Here is a 15,217-nt window from a genome sequence, read left to right as displayed (position 1 = left end):
GTGTCCACACGTATGACGGTCGATGAAGCGAGCAGCAATCGAAAAATCAAAATGGGAGCGCTCATGTCGTATACGCAAATCTTTTTCGGGATCTTGTCCGGGCTCATCTACACGCCATGGATGATTCATGAGATCGGGCAAGCGAGTTACGGGTTATACATGTTGACGATCTCTCTCATCAGTATGTTCGCGATGGACTTCGGGCTCGACGCAGCCGTATCACGATTCATGAGTAAATATATAGCTGAAGGAGATCATGAGCGGGCAGCTCGCTTCTTAGGCATCGCGTATAAGCTGTTCATCGCCATCTCAATCATCTTGTTCTTCATCCTCACAACCGTCTACTTCTTTCTCGACTCGATTTATGCGGGTTTGACTTCGACCGAGCTTGAGCAGTTGAAAGTGCTCTATATCGTGGCAGGACTCTTTATCGTCATCTCCTTCCCGACAAAGCCGTTCTCCGGGATTCTCGTGTCCCATGAACAGTTCCTTTTCTCGAGTGCGCTTCACCTTGCTGAAAAAGTAGCTACGGTCGCCTTGATGGTCACCGCACTCCTACTCGGATATGGACTGTATGCGCTCGTCGTCGTCAATGCTCTCGTCGGAACAGTCGTCCTCTTGATCGAGTACCTATTCATCCGTCGGAAAACACTCGTCCGAGCCCATTTTCGAAATCGGGAGAAGGGGATGTATAAAGACATTTTCAGTTTCACGTCTTGGAGTACGGTCACGCTGGTGGCACAGCGTTTCGTTCTCAACATCACACCGAGTCTATTAGGGATTTTAGCCGGTAGCGCCTCCATCGCGCTCTTCTCAATCGGAATGGTCATCGAAGGTTACGTGTGGACGATCGCCTCGGCTCTCGGCTTTTTATTTCTACCGAAAGTGAGTCGGATGTTGTCGCGAAACGACCGGGCGGCAATCGGGGAGCTGTTCATTCGCATCGGTCGAATCCAGCTCTATATCGTCGGGTTGATTCTCACTACTTTTTTAGTCCTCGGTCGGGAATTTATGGATTTATGGGTCGGTCCGGCATTTGAAGATTCTTACGTCATCGCGTTGTTGCTGATCGTCCCGAGTCTTATCACATTGACGCAAGACATTGGCAATACGACACTCATCGCTGAAAACAAGGTGAAGTATCGGGCGATCGCTTCCCTCATCGTAGCGTTGATCAGCATGACATTATCCCCGATTTTAATTCCATATTACGGACCGATCGGTGCTGCCATTGCCATCTGTATAGGCAACGTCATCGGACTCGTCCTTTATATGAACATCATTTATCACCGAGTGCTCGGACTCGATATCCTTCATTTTTTCCGGATGTGTCACCTGAAACTGTTACCCGGGTTACTCCTTTACACGTTCATCGGCTGGGGGATTCAATTCTTCTTTCCCGCATCGAACTGGTTCGGTTTCTGTACGAAGGGACTTCTTCTAATTTGTATGTATGCGCTGATCATGTGGAATCTTGCGTTTAACAAGACGGAAAAAGCCATGTTCCGTCAAGTGTTCGCCCAACTGAAACTACGTATCCTTTCCATACACCACACATCCTAGGAGGGAATGACATGAAACGACTCAAAGTCATGACGATTGTAGGGACACGCCCAGAGATCATTCGATTATCTGCGGTGATGGCACGACTCGAAACATCGGAGGCGATTGATCATGTTCTCGTTCATACGGGACAAAACTATGACTACGAATTAAACGAGATATTCTTCGAAGATTTCGGACTACGTACACCGGATTATATTTTAGACGCGTCCGCAGACGGTCCGACGGCGACGATTGGCAACATCCTTATCGCAGTCGACCCTATTTTAGCGACAGAACGACCGGATGCGGTGTTACTGCTTGGAGATACGAACAGCTGTCTCGCAGCGATCGCCGCAAAGCGGCATCGCATCCCGATTTTCCACATGGAAGCAGGGAATCGATGTTTTGACGAACGCGTCCCGGAAGAGACGAATCGACGCATCGTCGACCATATCGCGGACATCAATCTCACCTATAGCGACATCGCCCGCGAATACCTTCTTCGTGAAGGGTTGCCGTCAGACCGCATCATCAAAACAGGGAGTCCGATGTATGAAGTGTTGCATCGACAGCGTGAAAAGATTGAGCGGTCGGACATACTTGAGCGACTTGATCTTGAACGGGGGACATACTTCGTCGTGTCGGCCCATCGCGATGAGAACATAAGCGACGACGTGAACTTCTTCGATTTGGTCGATACGCTCAATGCGGTCGCGTCGACCTATCAACTGCCGATCATCGTCAGCACCCATCCACGGACGGCAAAGCGGATTCGGGAGAGCGGGGTGACGCTTCACCCGAACATCCGTACGCTCAAGCCACTCGGATTTAACGACTACGTTCACTTGCAGATTCATGCGAAGGCGGTGCTCTCGGACAGCGGAACAATCAGCGAGGAGAGTTCGATTCTCGGCATAAAAGGACTGAATATCCGCCAAGCGCACGAACGTCCGGAGGCGATGGAAGAAGGGACGGCGATGATGGTCGGATTGAAACAAGATCGAGTGCTACAGGCGCTACGTATCTTAGAGGAGACAGAGGGGCCGATGCGACTCGTGAACGATTACGCGATGCCGAACGTCTCGGATAAAGTGTTGCGCATCTTGTTGTCCTACACGGATTACGTCATGCGGGAAGTGTGGAAACGAGACGGGATGCCGACCGAAAAAAAGGAGGTGTGACAGATGAGCTATGAAACGTTCAAGCGCATCTTTGACACCACACTTAGCGGGTCGGCCCTTCTTCTTCTCGCACCATTCTTTCTGTTAATCGCATGTTTAATCAAGTTGGATTCGAAAGGGCCGGTCTTTTTCAAACAAGAGCGGATCGGCGAGAAAGAGAAGCGATTTTGGATGTATAAGTTTCGCACGATGCACCAAGACACACCGAACGATGTTCCAACACACCTGTTTAACGATTCTACGAAACATATCACGCGTATCGGAGCGTTTCTGCGAAAGACGAGCCTCGATGAATTGCCACAGCTCGTGAACATTTTAAAAGGAGAGATGGCCATCGTCGGACCGAGACCGGCGCTTTGGAATCAAGACGATTTGGTCGAGGCGCGGCGGCAAGTGGGGGCGACAGAAGCGCTGCCTGGATTGACGGGGTGGGCACAGGTGAAGGGACGCGATGAGCTCCCGATCGAGGTGAAAGCAAAACTCGACGGGGAATACGTGCGACAGATGAGCTTTTGGTTCGACATGCGCTGCATCGCCCTGACCATCCGAAACGTGATTCTCCGGGAAGGGATCGTCGAAGGGACGCATCCGACGCCCCGACCTACTGAAAAAAGAAGATGATGCATGTTGCGAAAAAATGATAATGGTTTCCATTAAGTTACCAATTCAATCAGGACGAGACGGGTAAATGATGACATACCCAACTCCTACACCAATGAATAGACAGCGCAGAAAGGAGCCTCCTTATGTTTTCCGACAAAACATTACTCATTACGGGCGGTACCGGATCGTTCGGGAACGCCGTGATGGAACGATTTCTCGATACGGACATCAAAGAGATTCGCATCTTCTCACGTGATGAAAAAAAACAGGAAGATATCCGCAATCGTTATCACCACGATAAGTTGAAGTTTTACATCGGTGACGTGCGTGACCCGAACAGTGTCAAAAATGCCATGTATGGCGTGGATTACGTCTTTCACGCGGCGGCGTTGAAGCAAGTCCCTTCATGCGAATTTTTTCCGATTGAGGCGGTCAAAACGAACATACTCGGTACAGAGAACGTACTGAACGCGGCCATCGAAGCGGGCGTCGAAAAAGTGATTTGTCTTTCGACGGACAAGGCGGCCTATCCGATCAATGCGATGGGGATCTCGAAGGCGATGATGGAAAAAGTGTTCGTCGCCAAAGCACGTGCGGTCGGTCCGAATCGGACGCTCATCTGTGGGACGCGTTACGGGAACGTCATGGCATCCCGAGGGTCGGTCATCCCGCTGTTCGTCGAACAAATCAAAAAAGGTGAACCACTCACCGTCACCGACCCGCTCATGACCCGATTCTTAATGAGTCTGGCCGATGCGGTCGAACTCGTCGTCTTCGCCTTTCACCACGCCCACGCCGGAGATATCATGGTTCAAAAATCACCGGCCTCGACAATCGGCGTGCTCGCCGAGGCGTTGAAGCAGTTGTTTGGTGTCGACCTTCCGACCAAAGTCATCGGTACCCGTCATGGTGAGAAGGCGTTCGAGACATTGATGACACGAGAAGAAAACGTCGTATCTGAAGATATGGGTGGATTCTTCCGTGTCCCGGCGGATAACCGTGATTTGAACTATGACAAGTATTTCAGCGAAGGAAGTAAAGAGTTGACGGCACAAGGGGAGTACAATTCGAACAACACGAGACAACTCGATGTGGAAGAAGTGAAAGAGCTCTTATTGAAATTACCGTACATCCAACACGAGTTGTCGAACTGGACAGTCCCCACTTCTGCTAAACGGATCGGGTGACGGAGATGACAAAACAACGACTCGTCTTTTTATCTAATATCGCCGCTCCTTATCAAGTCAAGTTTTGTGAGTCGCTACAGACGCACTTCGATGCTGAGTTTTGGTTTTATGAACGATTGACCGATCGGCGACCGGCCTGGTGGAAAGTCCCGCTCGGGTCACGCTGTCGGGTCATGCGACACACCATCTATTCGAGACGGACAAACTACTTCTCGTTCGACGTCTTGACCCAACTCATACGGTTTCGACCGGACGTGCTGTTATTGGCGGGATTCACACCATTCCACGCGATCATCTTGCATATCGCCAAATGGTTCGGGATCCGGGTCGTCGTGATGAGCGAACCGATTCGAAACGTCACTAGTGAAGATTGTGGAGAGTCCGTGTTGTTGTCTAAAGCGGATGCGCCACGCAAAACGAACGGGATCTATCGATTGTTCAAACGAGCGGACTTATTGTTTGGGATGGGAAATGTCGCCCGGAAGCAGTTCATCGAAGAGTTCGGTTTCCTCGAGCGACAAGTCGTCAGTGTCCCTTACCCGATCGATATTGAAGCGCACATGCAGCATCCGCTTCGACAGAAGAGACGAGGGGACCCGATTCGATTGCTGTTTGCCAACCGATTGATTGAACGATACCAACCACTCGTCGCACTCGAGGCGTATAGCAGGTTAAAGGAAGAATATCCACATCTCTCGCTTTCGATGAATCAAGAAGGTCATTTGGCAGAAGCGTGTCGACGTTACATCGAAGACCATGACGTACAAGATGTCACGTTTCTCGATGACATCCAGTCATGGGAGGACCTGCATCGCGTGTATCATACATCCGATATTTTGGTTCTGCCGGCGACCTATTCGAACGGAAATCTGACCATCATCGAGGCATGTGCTTCCGGGATGGGGATCGTCGTGAGTCACGAGGTCGATAACGTCGACCGTCATCTCCATGAAGGAATCAACTGTTACAAATGCGAACCGACGGCATCGGCTTTGGCCGCACAAGTCAGACGGTATGTGGATGACCCCGAACGGTTGACCGACCATGGTCGACTCTCGAAACAGTATGTCTCACACCGCTTAAACGAAAATACCGCGAAAGTCTATGCGGACCTCGTTCAACCACTCACTCGTAAAGGAGACGCTCATCATGCTGAAGCTCATGTTGCTCGGAGGGGCGATGCATCAAATCCCCGTCATCCAAAAAGCAAAAGAACAGGGGATTTTCACAATCCTTTGTGATTACTTACCAGACAATCCCGGGCGCGAAGTGGCGGACCGTTATTATTGCATCAGCTCCCTCGACCGAGAGCGTGTGCTCGACATCGCAAGGTTAGAACACATCGACGGGGTGTTGGCGTACGCATCAGATCCGGCCGCCCGGACTGCAGCCTATGTCGGAGAGGCACTTGGATTGAACGGAAATCCGCTTCATGCGGTCGAGACGTTGACGAATAAAGCGAAATTTCGAACATTTTTACGCGATCATGACTTCCCGGTCCCGAAAACGTATGCGTTCACGGATGTCGAATCGGCCGTGACCGCGTTACGAGACGTCAAAGGAGAGTTCGTCATCAAACCTGCGGATGCCTCAGGTAGTAAAGGGATTAGTAAATGGCAGGTTGAGGAGGGGGCAGACCGGCTTCGCCAACAAGTGTCCGCCGCACTCGAGACGTCGTTCGGAGATGAAGTCGTCGTGGAAGAGTTCATCCGTCGAGACGGTTACCAAGTCGCCGGAGACGGGTTTATCGTAGACGGCCAACTCGTCTTTCGTTGTTTCGGAAACAGCCATTTCAACGAACGGGGGGTGAATCCCTTTGCCCCGGTCAGCGCCAGTTTCCCGAGTCTGCATCCCGCAGACGTACTCGACCGAGTTCATGACACATTACAGCGAATGATCGCGCGGGTCGGACTTCGGAACGGACCGCTAAACTTTGATATCTTCGTGAAAGGTGAGGAAGTTTATTTGATGGATATCGGTCCACGAAACGGGGGCAACTACATTCCGCAAATCATTGAACAGGCAACAGGCGTCGATTTGGTGCAGGCCACGATTGATATGGCGTTGAATCGACCGGTCGCACTTGTCATGGAGCCGGTCAAAGTACCGTCCGCTTACTTCATTTTAGGAAGTCAACAAGAGGGACGGTTCATGGGTATCCGTTATATACATGATGATTATTCGATTATGCAATCTTTTTTACGCTATGAGATTGGGGCGACCGTCCCTCGCTTTGAAGGAGCGAACCGGGCACTCGGCAGTTTGATTCTTCGGTTCAAGGATGTGGAGGCGATGACTCGACTCTTGAACGAGCCGGAACGATGGATAACCCTTCAAATCACACCAAACGATGTAGAGGAGGAAACCACATGGACATCGTCGTCACCGGTGCGAACGGTTTTTTAGGAAGACATGTCGTACATGCATTAGAACGGAACGGGCATCACGTTCTCCCGATCACCCGCTCGACATCTCCTATCGAACGGAGTGAATCAATCCGTCGGGCGGACATCGTCTTTCATTTGGCAGGGGTGAACCGTCCGGAGCGATTGGAGGAGTTCACTGAAGGCAATGTCGATTTGACCGAAGTGGTCGCGACCGAGTTACTCTCGTATAATCCGGTCCCCATCATCTTTGCCTCCTCGATTCAAGCGACCGAGAATCATCCTTACGGCAATAGCAAACGGGCCGCCGAAGACATCTTGCGTCTATACGAAAAACGGAGTGGTGCCGCGGTCTACATCTATCGGCTCCCGAACTTGTTTGGGAAGTGGGGGCGTCCTTTTTATAATAGTGCCGTCACCACATTTTGTTATCAGATCGCACGAGGGGAAGAGGTCACCATCACACATCCCGACCGCGTGTTGACGCTCGCTCATATCGACGACGTCGTCGCCTCCTTTTTAGAGACACTCGACCGAGAAGGACAGGTCGACCCCGAAGTACCGACCCATCAAGTCACCCTGTTCGACCTCGTCCGAACGATTGAATCGTTTAATGTCGTCCGCGCGGCGAGAGGCATACCCGATGTGTCCGACCCATTCATCAAAAAATTGTATAGCACTTATTTGAGTTACTTACCGAGAGAAAAGATGGTGACCCCGCTCACGACGCATCAAGACATGCGAGGGTCGTTTACGGAGCTTTTCAAGACACCCGATCGTGGTCAAGTGTCGGTAAACGTAGCGAAACCAGGTATCACGAAGGGAGAACATTGGCACGAATCAAAACATGAGCAGTTCATCGTCGTAAGTGGGGAAGGTGTCATTCGACTTCGGACGATGGACGGCGATCAGACCCTTTCATTTCATGTCAGCGAAGAACGACTTGAAGTCGTCGATATCCCGCCTGGTTATGTCCATCATATTGAAAATACAGGTTCAAAAGACATGGTGACGATCATGTGGGTGAACGAGCCGTTTGATGCGAGTCGACCGGACACGTACATGGCGACCGTTACCGAAGACACAGAAGTCTCATAAAGGAGGGTTTTCTCATGGTCATGGTGAGCATCAACTGCATCACATACAATCACGAGGCGTATATCGCTGAAACAATCGAAGGGTTTTTGAAACAACAGACTGACTTCGACATCGAGATTCTCATTCACGATGATGCATCGACAGATCGTACGGCCGAGATCGTGCGAGAGTACGAGAGGAAGTATCCGGAGAAGTTCAACGTCATCTATCAAACAGAGAATCAGTATTCAAAAGGTGTATTCGTTAGCCGTTTAAATGAGGAACGTGCAACTGGAAAGTACGTCGCCCTATGTGATGGGGATGACTATTGGACCGACCCACACAAGTTGCAAAAACAAGTCGATTACATGGAGGCTCATCCGGATTGTACGCTTTGTTTTCATGACGCATATGTCGAAACAGACGGACAACTTCATACAGGATGGCATGTCATCCCATGGATGCCGGAAAATCGAAAGCTCGCATCACCCGTTGCCCGAACGTACGATGCGGGGGAGTTACAACTACTCGGGTTCATTCCGACGATGTCAATGATGTATAAAAATGGATTCCTTGTCGAGGCACCGGAATGGATCAGTAAGACACCGGCACCAGACGCATCGGTCAAACTGTATATGGCCAGTCAAGGATATGCCTATTACATGCCGGAAGTGATGAGTGTATATCGATATGGAGTGGGCGGGTCGGCGACGACGCTTTGGAATGAAGGGGATGTAGAACGTGATGTGAAGCGTCACGAAGACTTTATTCACTTCATCGACTTGTTCGATACGTATACGGAAGGAAAGTACAACGAACCATTGGAGCTGTCCCGTATTTCTTTTGAAGTCGGGTTACATCGATTGAAGCAAGACTACGAATCGTTACGGTCTCCTCGCTACGAACGATATATCGATCGTTTCATCGGGATGGATCGGATTCGCCCTTACTTGATGGTCAAGCAACCACAGGTGACGGAATGGTTGATCAAAATGCGAAGTCGCACACTCGCTTAACTATAAAAGGGGTGAAACCATCATGAGTGGGTCAAACGTAGAGAATGCAATGATTCCTGTCACGAGGCCGAGTATGCCCGAGTTTGAGACGTATGTCGACATGATCCGACCGCTTTGGGAATCACGTCACTTAAGCAACCGAGGTGAACACGTACGTGCGTTAGAAGAAGAATTAGAACAACGACTCCACGTCCCACATGTCTCTTTATTGACGAACGGACATTTAGCGCTCGAGACGGCGATTGACGTGCTCGGTTTGACAGGGGAAGTGATCACGACCCCGTTCACGTTTGCCTCGACGACGCACGCACTTCTCCGAAAACAGCTCACGCCCGTCTTTTGTGACATCAATCCGATCGACTATACGATCGATGTGAATCAGATCGAGGCGTTAATCACCGAACGGACGAGCGCCATCCTGCCTGTTCATGTGTATGGCAACGTCTGTGATGTAGAGGCGATTGAGCGAATCGCCAAGCGATACGGTCTTCATGTCCTATACGATGCGGCCCACGCGTTCGGCGTTCGTCACGACGGGCGTGACATCGCAACATTCGGGGACCTCACGATGTTCAGTTTTCATGCGACGAAGGTCTTTCATACAATCGAAGGCGGGGCGTTGACGTTTCAGGATGACCGTTTCGTCCATGCGATTCATCAAGCGGTCAACTTTGGGATCACGGGTCCAGAAACAGTCGAATCCGTCGGCGGAAATGCAAAGATGAACGAGTTTCAGGCGGCGATGGGACGGTGCAACCTCGCACGAATCGATATCGAGATCGATAAGCGAAGGCGTCTCGTCGAACGTTACGATGAACGATTGCGTGACGCCCCGTTTCTTCGGTTGAACATCCGGAATGAACAGACTACTTCCAACTATGCGTACTATCCGGTGCTCGTCATGTCAGGGCGGGGTGGGCGCGATCGGATGATGGAGACGTTGGCACAGAATGGGATACTCGCTCGCAAGTACTTTTATCCACTCGTGACGGATTTTGACTGCTACACTTTCGATGCAATCGTACCGAACGCAACCTATGTCTCGGATCGGGTGATCACGTTACCTCTATATCCGGACATGACGATGGAGATGGTCGACCGTGTGTGTGACGTAATTCTTGAAGGAGGGAATGAATGATGAAAGGAATCATTTTAGCGGGTGGGAACGGGACGCGTCTCTACCCGATGACGAAAGCAGTCTCGAAACAGCTGTTGCCGATTTATGATAAGCCCCTCATCTATTATCCGATGTCTGTCCTCATGCTCGCCGGCATCAAAGAGATCTTGCTCATCTCGACGCCAAAAGATATATCTGGATACGAGCGACTGTTCGGTGACGGACACCAACTCGGAATCTCAATCACGTATCAAGTGCAGGAGCGGCCGGTCGGTCTTGCGGACGCCTTCATTTTGGGGGAGTCGTTCATCGGTGACGATTCGGTTTGTCTCATTCTCGGAGATAATGTCTTCTATGGACCGAACTTGACGAGCTTTTTACAAGATGCAAAGGCGCGGCAGTCGGGCGCGACGGTGTTTGGTTACCCAGTCAAGGACCCTCGTGCATTCGGCGTTGTCGAGTTCGATTCAAATCACCGCGTCCTATCTATCGAAGAAAAACCGGCCGTCCCGAAATCAAACTACGCGGTGCCCGGTCTTTACTTTTACGACAATCAGGTCGTCGAGTTCGCCAAACGAGTCGAACCCTCTCCACGTGGTGAGCTCGAAATCACGTCCATCAATCAAATGTATCTCGAACGAGGGGAGTTGAACGTCGTCCTCTTCGGCCGTGGGATGGCATGGCTCGATACAGGGACACCGGAAGGGATGATCAAAGCATCGATTTTCGTTCAGACGGTACAGGAACGACAAGGTTATTATATCGCTTGTTTAGAAGAGATCGCGTGGCGACGTGGCTTCATCACGCGGGACGAGTTGGCCGATATCGGTCAGACGCTCAAGATGACAGATTATGGACAGTACTTGATTTCACTTCTAGAGGAAGGAGAACAGACCCATGCATACGATCCTAGTGACTGGCGGAGCCGGGTTCATCGGTTCAAATTTCATAAGACACTTGCGGGAAAAACATCCAACGTCGCGAATTCTTAATGTCGACTCGTTGACCTATGCGGGAAATCTTGAAAATCTTCAGGCGTTCGAACAGGACCCGTTATACGTGTTTCGCAAAGTAGATATCCGTGACCGTCCCGCCATCGATGAACTGTTCACTCTTTTTGAGATTGACGATGTCGTTCATTTCGCAGCAGAATCTCACGTCGACCGAAGCATACTTGAACCGGAGCTGTTCCTATCGACCAACATTCTCGGGACGCAAGTGTTGCTTGACGTGGCAATGTGTCATTGGAAACGATACCCTGACGACAAATACAGCCGGGAGTATCGAGAAGATGTCTGTTTCGTTCATGTCTCGACGGATGAGGTGTACGGGTCGCTCGGTGAGACCGGCCTCTTCACAGAGCATACACCGCTCGCCCCGAACAGCCCGTACTCTGCCTCGAAAGCAGGGTCAGATCTGCTCGTCCGGTCCTATCACGAGACGTACGGGTTACCGATTAAAATCACACGATGTAGCAACAATTACGGCCCGTACCAGTTTCCAGAAAAACTGATCCCACTCATGGTTCATCGCTGTATGACCGATCAATCGCTCCCTGTATATGGGGACGGTGGACAGGTTCGAGACTGGTTACATGTCGAGGACCATTGCGAGGCCATCGACTTGGTTCGTCAAAATGGAAGAGTAGGAGAAGTCTATAACATTGGAGGACATAACGAAAAGACGAACTTAGAGCTCGTTCGCATGATTTTGCAATCATTTGACCGTTCTGACGAATGCATCCATTTCGTCAAAGATCGACCAGGGCACGACCGTCGCTATGCCATCGATGCGACGAAGATGAAAGACGAATTAGGATGGGTGCCCCGATACTCATTCGAGCAAGGGTTGGAAGAAACGATTGAGTGGTATCGGACTCATCCTGAATGGATTGAACGAATCGTCTCCGGTGCTTACCGGACGTATGAGCGGGATATGTACTCATCTGTTGAATAGAAAAGCGTGTACACGTTTCTGGAAGGGGGTGTCACACGTGAAGCTAGGAATTATGCAACCTTATTACTTTCCTTATCTAGGATACTTCCAATTGATGAATGCGGTCGATACGTTCGTCATCTTAGATGATGTCCAGTTTGTGAAGCGGGGATGGATTCATCGAAATCGCATCTTGTTAGAAGGTGACGTGAAGCACATTCATATGAAGATCGATCATATGACGCAACATCGTCAAATCTGTGAGCACAATCGTCTCATCGACCCGACACACGACCGTTATCAGTTACGACTGTTGACCCACGCTTACAAAAACGCTCCATACTATGAGGACGTCATGCCGATGATTGAACGGATCATGAAAGATAAGGAGCCGAATGTTGCGGTCTATCTCGAAAGACTGCTAGTCGAAGTACGTGATTATCTTGGTCTGGACACGAAGCTTTTGGTCGCGTCCTCACTCGACTATGATAAATCGCTGAAACGAGAACATTTAGTGATGGAGGTTTGTCGATACTTGAATACGGACCACTATATAAACGCGATCGGCGGTCAAGCGTTATATGAGAAAGAGATGTTCGAAAAATCAGGTGTGCCGCTAGATTTTATTAAAATGAACCAAATCGAATATCCCCAATACCATCATCCGTTCATGGCAGACTTGTCGATCATCGATGTGATGATGTTCAATTCGAAAGAACAGACGCGTGATTTGTTGGACGCGTATACACTCATCTAAGGAAGTGGAATCCAATGTGGGAAGGGAGAGCAACATGAAAACGTTGAACACATCATTTGAATGGATCAATCGACGTCTATTGTTCAGCCCTAGACGAGACGCATCACTCGACTGGATGGACGCATTCGCACAAGGACCGTGTGTCCTCGAACGGGACACGTATTTACGAATTTATTTCAGTTGTCGACCACAACCGATTGACGGACGTTACACGAGTTATAGTGGGTTTGTCGATGTCGATAAAGAGGACTTTTCAATTATTCGGGTGAGTGAGCGCCCCGTGCTCGAACTCGGTGCACGTGGGACGTTCGACGAGTTTGGCGTCTATCCTTTCTCTGTCATCGATGTCGGGGACGAGGTACATGCTTATTATGGAGGCTGGACGCGTACCGTATCGGTGCCATTCAATGTGAACATCGGAAAAGCGATCAGCCGGGACGGGGGGCGCACGTTTGAGCGCGTCGGGCCTGGGCCAATCTTGTCATACACGCTCGATGAGCCCTTCATTTTGAGCGGTCCGAAGATTCGCCGCTTCCAAGACATGTGGTATTTGTTTTATATCGCCGGTCGAGAGTGGATTATGGACGGGGAGCGTCCCGAACCGGTTTACAAGATTCGTCTCGCCACATCGACAGACGGTGTGAACTGGGTAAAAGCGGGGCACGACTTGATTGATAGTGTGCTCCCGAACGAGGCACAGGCGAGTCCGGACGTGTTTTACGAGGACGGTTCGTACCATATGTTCTTTTGTTATCGTGATGCGACGGACTATCGGAAAAATCCGGAACGGACGTATCGCATAGGTTACGCCTCCTCTCCAAACTTGAGCGATTGGACGCGGGACGACCAAGTCATGCAGTTCACCCGCTCTGACTCGGGGTTTGATGATGAGATGGTCGCCTATCCACACACGTTTACGTTGAACGGGAAGCGATATTTGCTCTATCTCGGGAATGAAGTCGGACGAGAAGGGTTTGGGATTGCGGAACGGAAGGAGGAGACGAGATGAAGTGGAAAAAGCTCGGGCACATTTTCGATCCGTCGTCGTATCGGTTCTTTAACGACTATTCAGCGTTCGCCCAATCCCCGCAAGCGCTCGTCTTTGAAGATTTTGTCCGCATTTATTTTTCTACGCGTGAACCCGACGGTGACATGTTCAAAAGTCACGTCCGATATGTCGATATGACACACGACTTCGACATGATCGATGTCTCAAAAGACCCGGTCATCCCCCTCGGGAAGCTTGGAACGTTTGATGAACACGGCATCTTCCCGTTTCATGTCACTCGGACAAATGGTGGTCTATACGGGTATACGAGTGGGTGGAGCCGGCGCGACTCGGTGTCGGTCGAGACGGGGATCGGGTTGTCTGTCAGTCATGATGATGGGGTGACGTTCGAACGGCTCGGGGATGGACCGGTGTTATCAGCAAGCGTCGAGGAGCCGTTTCTCGTAGGCGACCCGTTCGTCGTCACCCGGGATCGCCAGTATATGTTCTATATATATGGCACGACGTGGAAGGAAGGTCCGGATGGGGTGTCGGAACGGACGTACAAGATCGCGCTCGCCACGTCGGAGGACGGACAGACGTTCACACGTCACGGAAGGGTCGTCTCGGACGTGATGACTGATGAGAGTCAAGCGCTCCCGACTGTTTTTGAGGCGAACGGACGATATCATATGGTGTTCTGCTTTCGGGACACGTTCGGATTCCGGACCGACCCAATGCGTGGGTACCGACTCGGTTACGCCTATTCGGACGATCTCGTGAACTGGACGAGGGATGATATGGCGTTAGGGTTCGAACGAAGTGATGATGGCTGGGACGCACATATGGAATGTTACCCCCATGTGTTTGAGATGAACGGTCGCCATTACCTTCTCTATAACGGGAACGAATTTGGAAGAGAAGGCTTTGGTGTTGCCGTCTTGGAGGCGACATGATGACGCGCGACAAGGCGACGGTGTCCGATTATGTGTCGCACCTCGAGGCATGTGATCATTTGTTTCCGACGAAGTTGTCGGAACGGGTTGATTTGCATACGTATGCGACGAAGCTCCATGAGCGAGCGACATCGTTTGAACTTTGGCAGGATGATGTCCTTGTCGGATTGCTTGCTGCGTATATGGATCAAGAAGTCGCCTTTATTAGCCATATCTGTGTGTTGCCGGAAGCGCCTCGGGGAAGTGGGCAGAAACTCCTAAACGAGCTGATTGCCGAGGTAAGGAAGGCCGGGAAACGCGGGATTCGTTTGAACGTCGAGGCAACAAATGGACGTGCGAGAGCATTTTATCTCCGTCAAGGGTTTATGGATGTCGGTCACATAGGTGGGGACATCGTGATGGAGCATTTCATAGAGGGGAAGAGGAGTGCAAAGGAAAGAAAGAATGAACTATATTGAAGAACATGTCTCA

15 protein-coding genes are annotated in these 15,217 nt (G+C 50.6%); all 15 read left to right on the top strand.

Annotation, left to right across the window (positions count from 1 at the left end):
- The 15 genes from KNP00_RS09890 (at position 1) to KNP00_RS09820 (ending at position 15,204) form a co-directional block, all read left to right on the top strand.
- On the top strand, positions 1-1,563 hold the full coding sequence (locus KNP00_RS09890; RefSeq protein ID WP_215144711.1) for a lipopolysaccharide biosynthesis protein: 1,563 nt from the start codon (positions 1-3) through the stop codon (positions 1,561-1,563).
- An 11-nt stretch (positions 1,564-1,574) separates the two neighbouring features.
- Positions 1,575-2,726: a non-hydrolyzing UDP-N-acetylglucosamine 2-epimerase gene (wecB, locus tag KNP00_RS09885; RefSeq protein WP_215144709.1), complete on the top strand. Its 1,152-nt coding sequence runs from the start codon at positions 1,575-1,577 to the stop codon at positions 2,724-2,726.
- Positions 2,727-2,729: 3 nt separating this feature from the next.
- Positions 2,730-3,347, top strand: coding sequence for a sugar transferase (locus KNP00_RS09880; RefSeq protein ID WP_215144707.1), 618 nt, complete (start codon positions 2,730-2,732; stop codon positions 3,345-3,347).
- A gap of 125 nt (positions 3,348-3,472) precedes the next feature.
- Positions 3,473-4,516: a polysaccharide biosynthesis protein gene (locus tag KNP00_RS09875; RefSeq protein WP_215144705.1), complete on the top strand. Its 1,044-nt coding sequence runs from the start codon at positions 3,473-3,475 to the stop codon at positions 4,514-4,516.
- Between the two features lie 5 nt (positions 4,517-4,521).
- Positions 4,522-5,757, top strand: a complete 1,236-nt coding sequence (locus KNP00_RS09870; protein ID WP_215144703.1) for a glycosyltransferase family 4 protein — start codon at positions 4,522-4,524, stop codon at positions 5,755-5,757.
- On the top strand, positions 5,666-6,922 hold the full coding sequence (locus tag KNP00_RS09865; RefSeq protein ID WP_240542823.1) for an ATP-grasp domain-containing protein: 1,257 nt from the start codon (positions 5,666-5,668) through the stop codon (positions 6,920-6,922). Before KNP00_RS09870 ends, KNP00_RS09865 begins: the two co-directional genes overlap by 92 nt.
- Positions 6,886-7,998: a polysaccharide biosynthesis C-terminal domain-containing protein gene (locus KNP00_RS09860; RefSeq protein WP_215144701.1), complete on the top strand. Its 1,113-nt coding sequence runs from the start codon at positions 6,886-6,888 to the stop codon at positions 7,996-7,998. The genes KNP00_RS09865 and KNP00_RS09860 overlap by 37 nt, the downstream gene beginning before the upstream one ends.
- Before the next feature lie 14 nt (positions 7,999-8,012).
- Complete coding sequence (locus KNP00_RS09855) at positions 8,013-8,993, top strand: glycosyltransferase family 2 protein (RefSeq protein WP_215144698.1); 981 nt, start codon at positions 8,013-8,015, stop codon at positions 8,991-8,993.
- A gap of 22 nt (positions 8,994-9,015) precedes the next feature.
- The gene (locus tag KNP00_RS09850) at positions 9,016-10,131 is read left to right on the top strand and encodes a DegT/DnrJ/EryC1/StrS family aminotransferase (protein ID WP_215144696.1); all 1,116 of its coding nucleotides are present in this window, start codon (positions 9,016-9,018) and stop codon (positions 10,129-10,131) included.
- Positions 10,131-11,102 carry a glucose-1-phosphate thymidylyltransferase RfbA gene (gene rfbA, locus KNP00_RS09845; RefSeq protein ID WP_215144882.1) on the top strand — a complete coding sequence of 324 codons (972 nt, stop codon included), beginning with the start codon at positions 10,131-10,133 and terminating at the stop codon, positions 11,100-11,102. Before KNP00_RS09850 ends, rfbA begins: the two co-directional genes overlap by 1 nt.
- Positions 11,008-12,066, top strand: coding sequence for a dTDP-glucose 4,6-dehydratase (rfbB, locus tag KNP00_RS09840; protein WP_215144695.1), 1,059 nt, complete (start codon positions 11,008-11,010; stop codon positions 12,064-12,066). Before rfbA ends, rfbB begins: the two co-directional genes overlap by 95 nt.
- A 37-nt stretch (positions 12,067-12,103) precedes the next feature.
- A complete protein-coding gene (locus tag KNP00_RS09835; RefSeq protein ID WP_338082271.1) occupies positions 12,104-12,802 on the top strand; it encodes a WbqC family protein in 699 nt (232 codons plus the stop codon).
- A 34-nt stretch (positions 12,803-12,836) separates the two neighbouring features.
- Entirely contained in the window at positions 12,837-13,811 is a 975-nt protein-coding gene (locus KNP00_RS09830; RefSeq protein ID WP_215144693.1) for a glycoside hydrolase family protein, read from the top strand.
- Positions 13,808-14,746, top strand: a complete 939-nt coding sequence (locus KNP00_RS09825) for a glycoside hydrolase family protein (RefSeq protein WP_215144691.1) — start codon at positions 13,808-13,810, stop codon at positions 14,744-14,746. The genes KNP00_RS09830 and KNP00_RS09825 overlap by 4 nt, the downstream gene beginning before the upstream one ends.
- Entirely contained in the window at positions 14,746-15,204 is a 459-nt protein-coding gene (locus tag KNP00_RS09820; RefSeq protein ID WP_215144689.1) for a GNAT family N-acetyltransferase, read from the top strand. Before KNP00_RS09825 ends, KNP00_RS09820 begins: the two co-directional genes overlap by 1 nt.
- Positions 15,205-15,217: the final 13 nt, after the last annotated feature.

The organism is Exiguobacterium qingdaonense, from assembly GCF_018617855.1.
Taxonomy (GTDB): domain Bacteria; phylum Bacillota; class Bacilli; order Exiguobacteriales; family Exiguobacteriaceae; genus Exiguobacterium; species Exiguobacterium qingdaonense.
This window is presented reverse-complemented; position numbering and strand designations above follow the sequence as displayed.

What these genes read in the sequence shown, in the direction of transcription:
- wecB (WP_215144709.1), top strand. Translation starts at nt 1,575, where the DNA reads ATGAAACGACTCAAAGTCATGACGATTGTAGGGACACGCCCAGAGATC.
- KNP00_RS09880 (WP_215144707.1), top strand. Translation starts at nt 2,730, where the DNA reads ATGAGCTATGAAACGTTCAAGCGCATCTTTGACACCACACTTAGCGGG.
- KNP00_RS09875 (WP_215144705.1), top strand. Translation starts at nt 3,473, where the DNA reads ATGTTTTCCGACAAAACATTACTCATTACGGGCGGTACCGGATCGTTC.
- KNP00_RS09870 (WP_215144703.1), top strand. Translation starts at nt 4,522, where the DNA reads ATGACAAAACAACGACTCGTCTTTTTATCTAATATCGCCGCTCCTTAT.
- KNP00_RS09865 (WP_240542823.1), top strand. Translation starts at nt 5,666, where the DNA reads ATGCTGAAGCTCATGTTGCTCGGAGGGGCGATGCATCAAATCCCCGTC.
- KNP00_RS09860 (WP_215144701.1), top strand. Translation starts at nt 6,886, where the DNA reads ATGGACATCGTCGTCACCGGTGCGAACGGTTTTTTAGGAAGACATGTC.
- KNP00_RS09855 (WP_215144698.1), top strand. Translation starts at nt 8,013, where the DNA reads ATGGTCATGGTGAGCATCAACTGCATCACATACAATCACGAGGCGTAT.
- KNP00_RS09850 (WP_215144696.1), top strand. Translation starts at nt 9,016, where the DNA reads ATGAGTGGGTCAAACGTAGAGAATGCAATGATTCCTGTCACGAGGCCG.
- rfbA (WP_215144882.1), top strand. Translation starts at nt 10,131, where the DNA reads ATGAAAGGAATCATTTTAGCGGGTGGGAACGGGACGCGTCTCTACCCG.
- rfbB (WP_215144695.1), top strand. Translation starts at nt 11,008, where the DNA reads ATGCATACGATCCTAGTGACTGGCGGAGCCGGGTTCATCGGTTCAAAT.
- KNP00_RS09830 (WP_215144693.1), top strand. Translation starts at nt 12,837, where the DNA reads ATGAAAACGTTGAACACATCATTTGAATGGATCAATCGACGTCTATTG.
- KNP00_RS09825 (WP_215144691.1), top strand. Translation starts at nt 13,808, where the DNA reads ATGAAGTGGAAAAAGCTCGGGCACATTTTCGATCCGTCGTCGTATCGG.
- KNP00_RS09820 (WP_215144689.1), top strand. Translation starts at nt 14,746, where the DNA reads ATGACGCGCGACAAGGCGACGGTGTCCGATTATGTGTCGCACCTCGAG.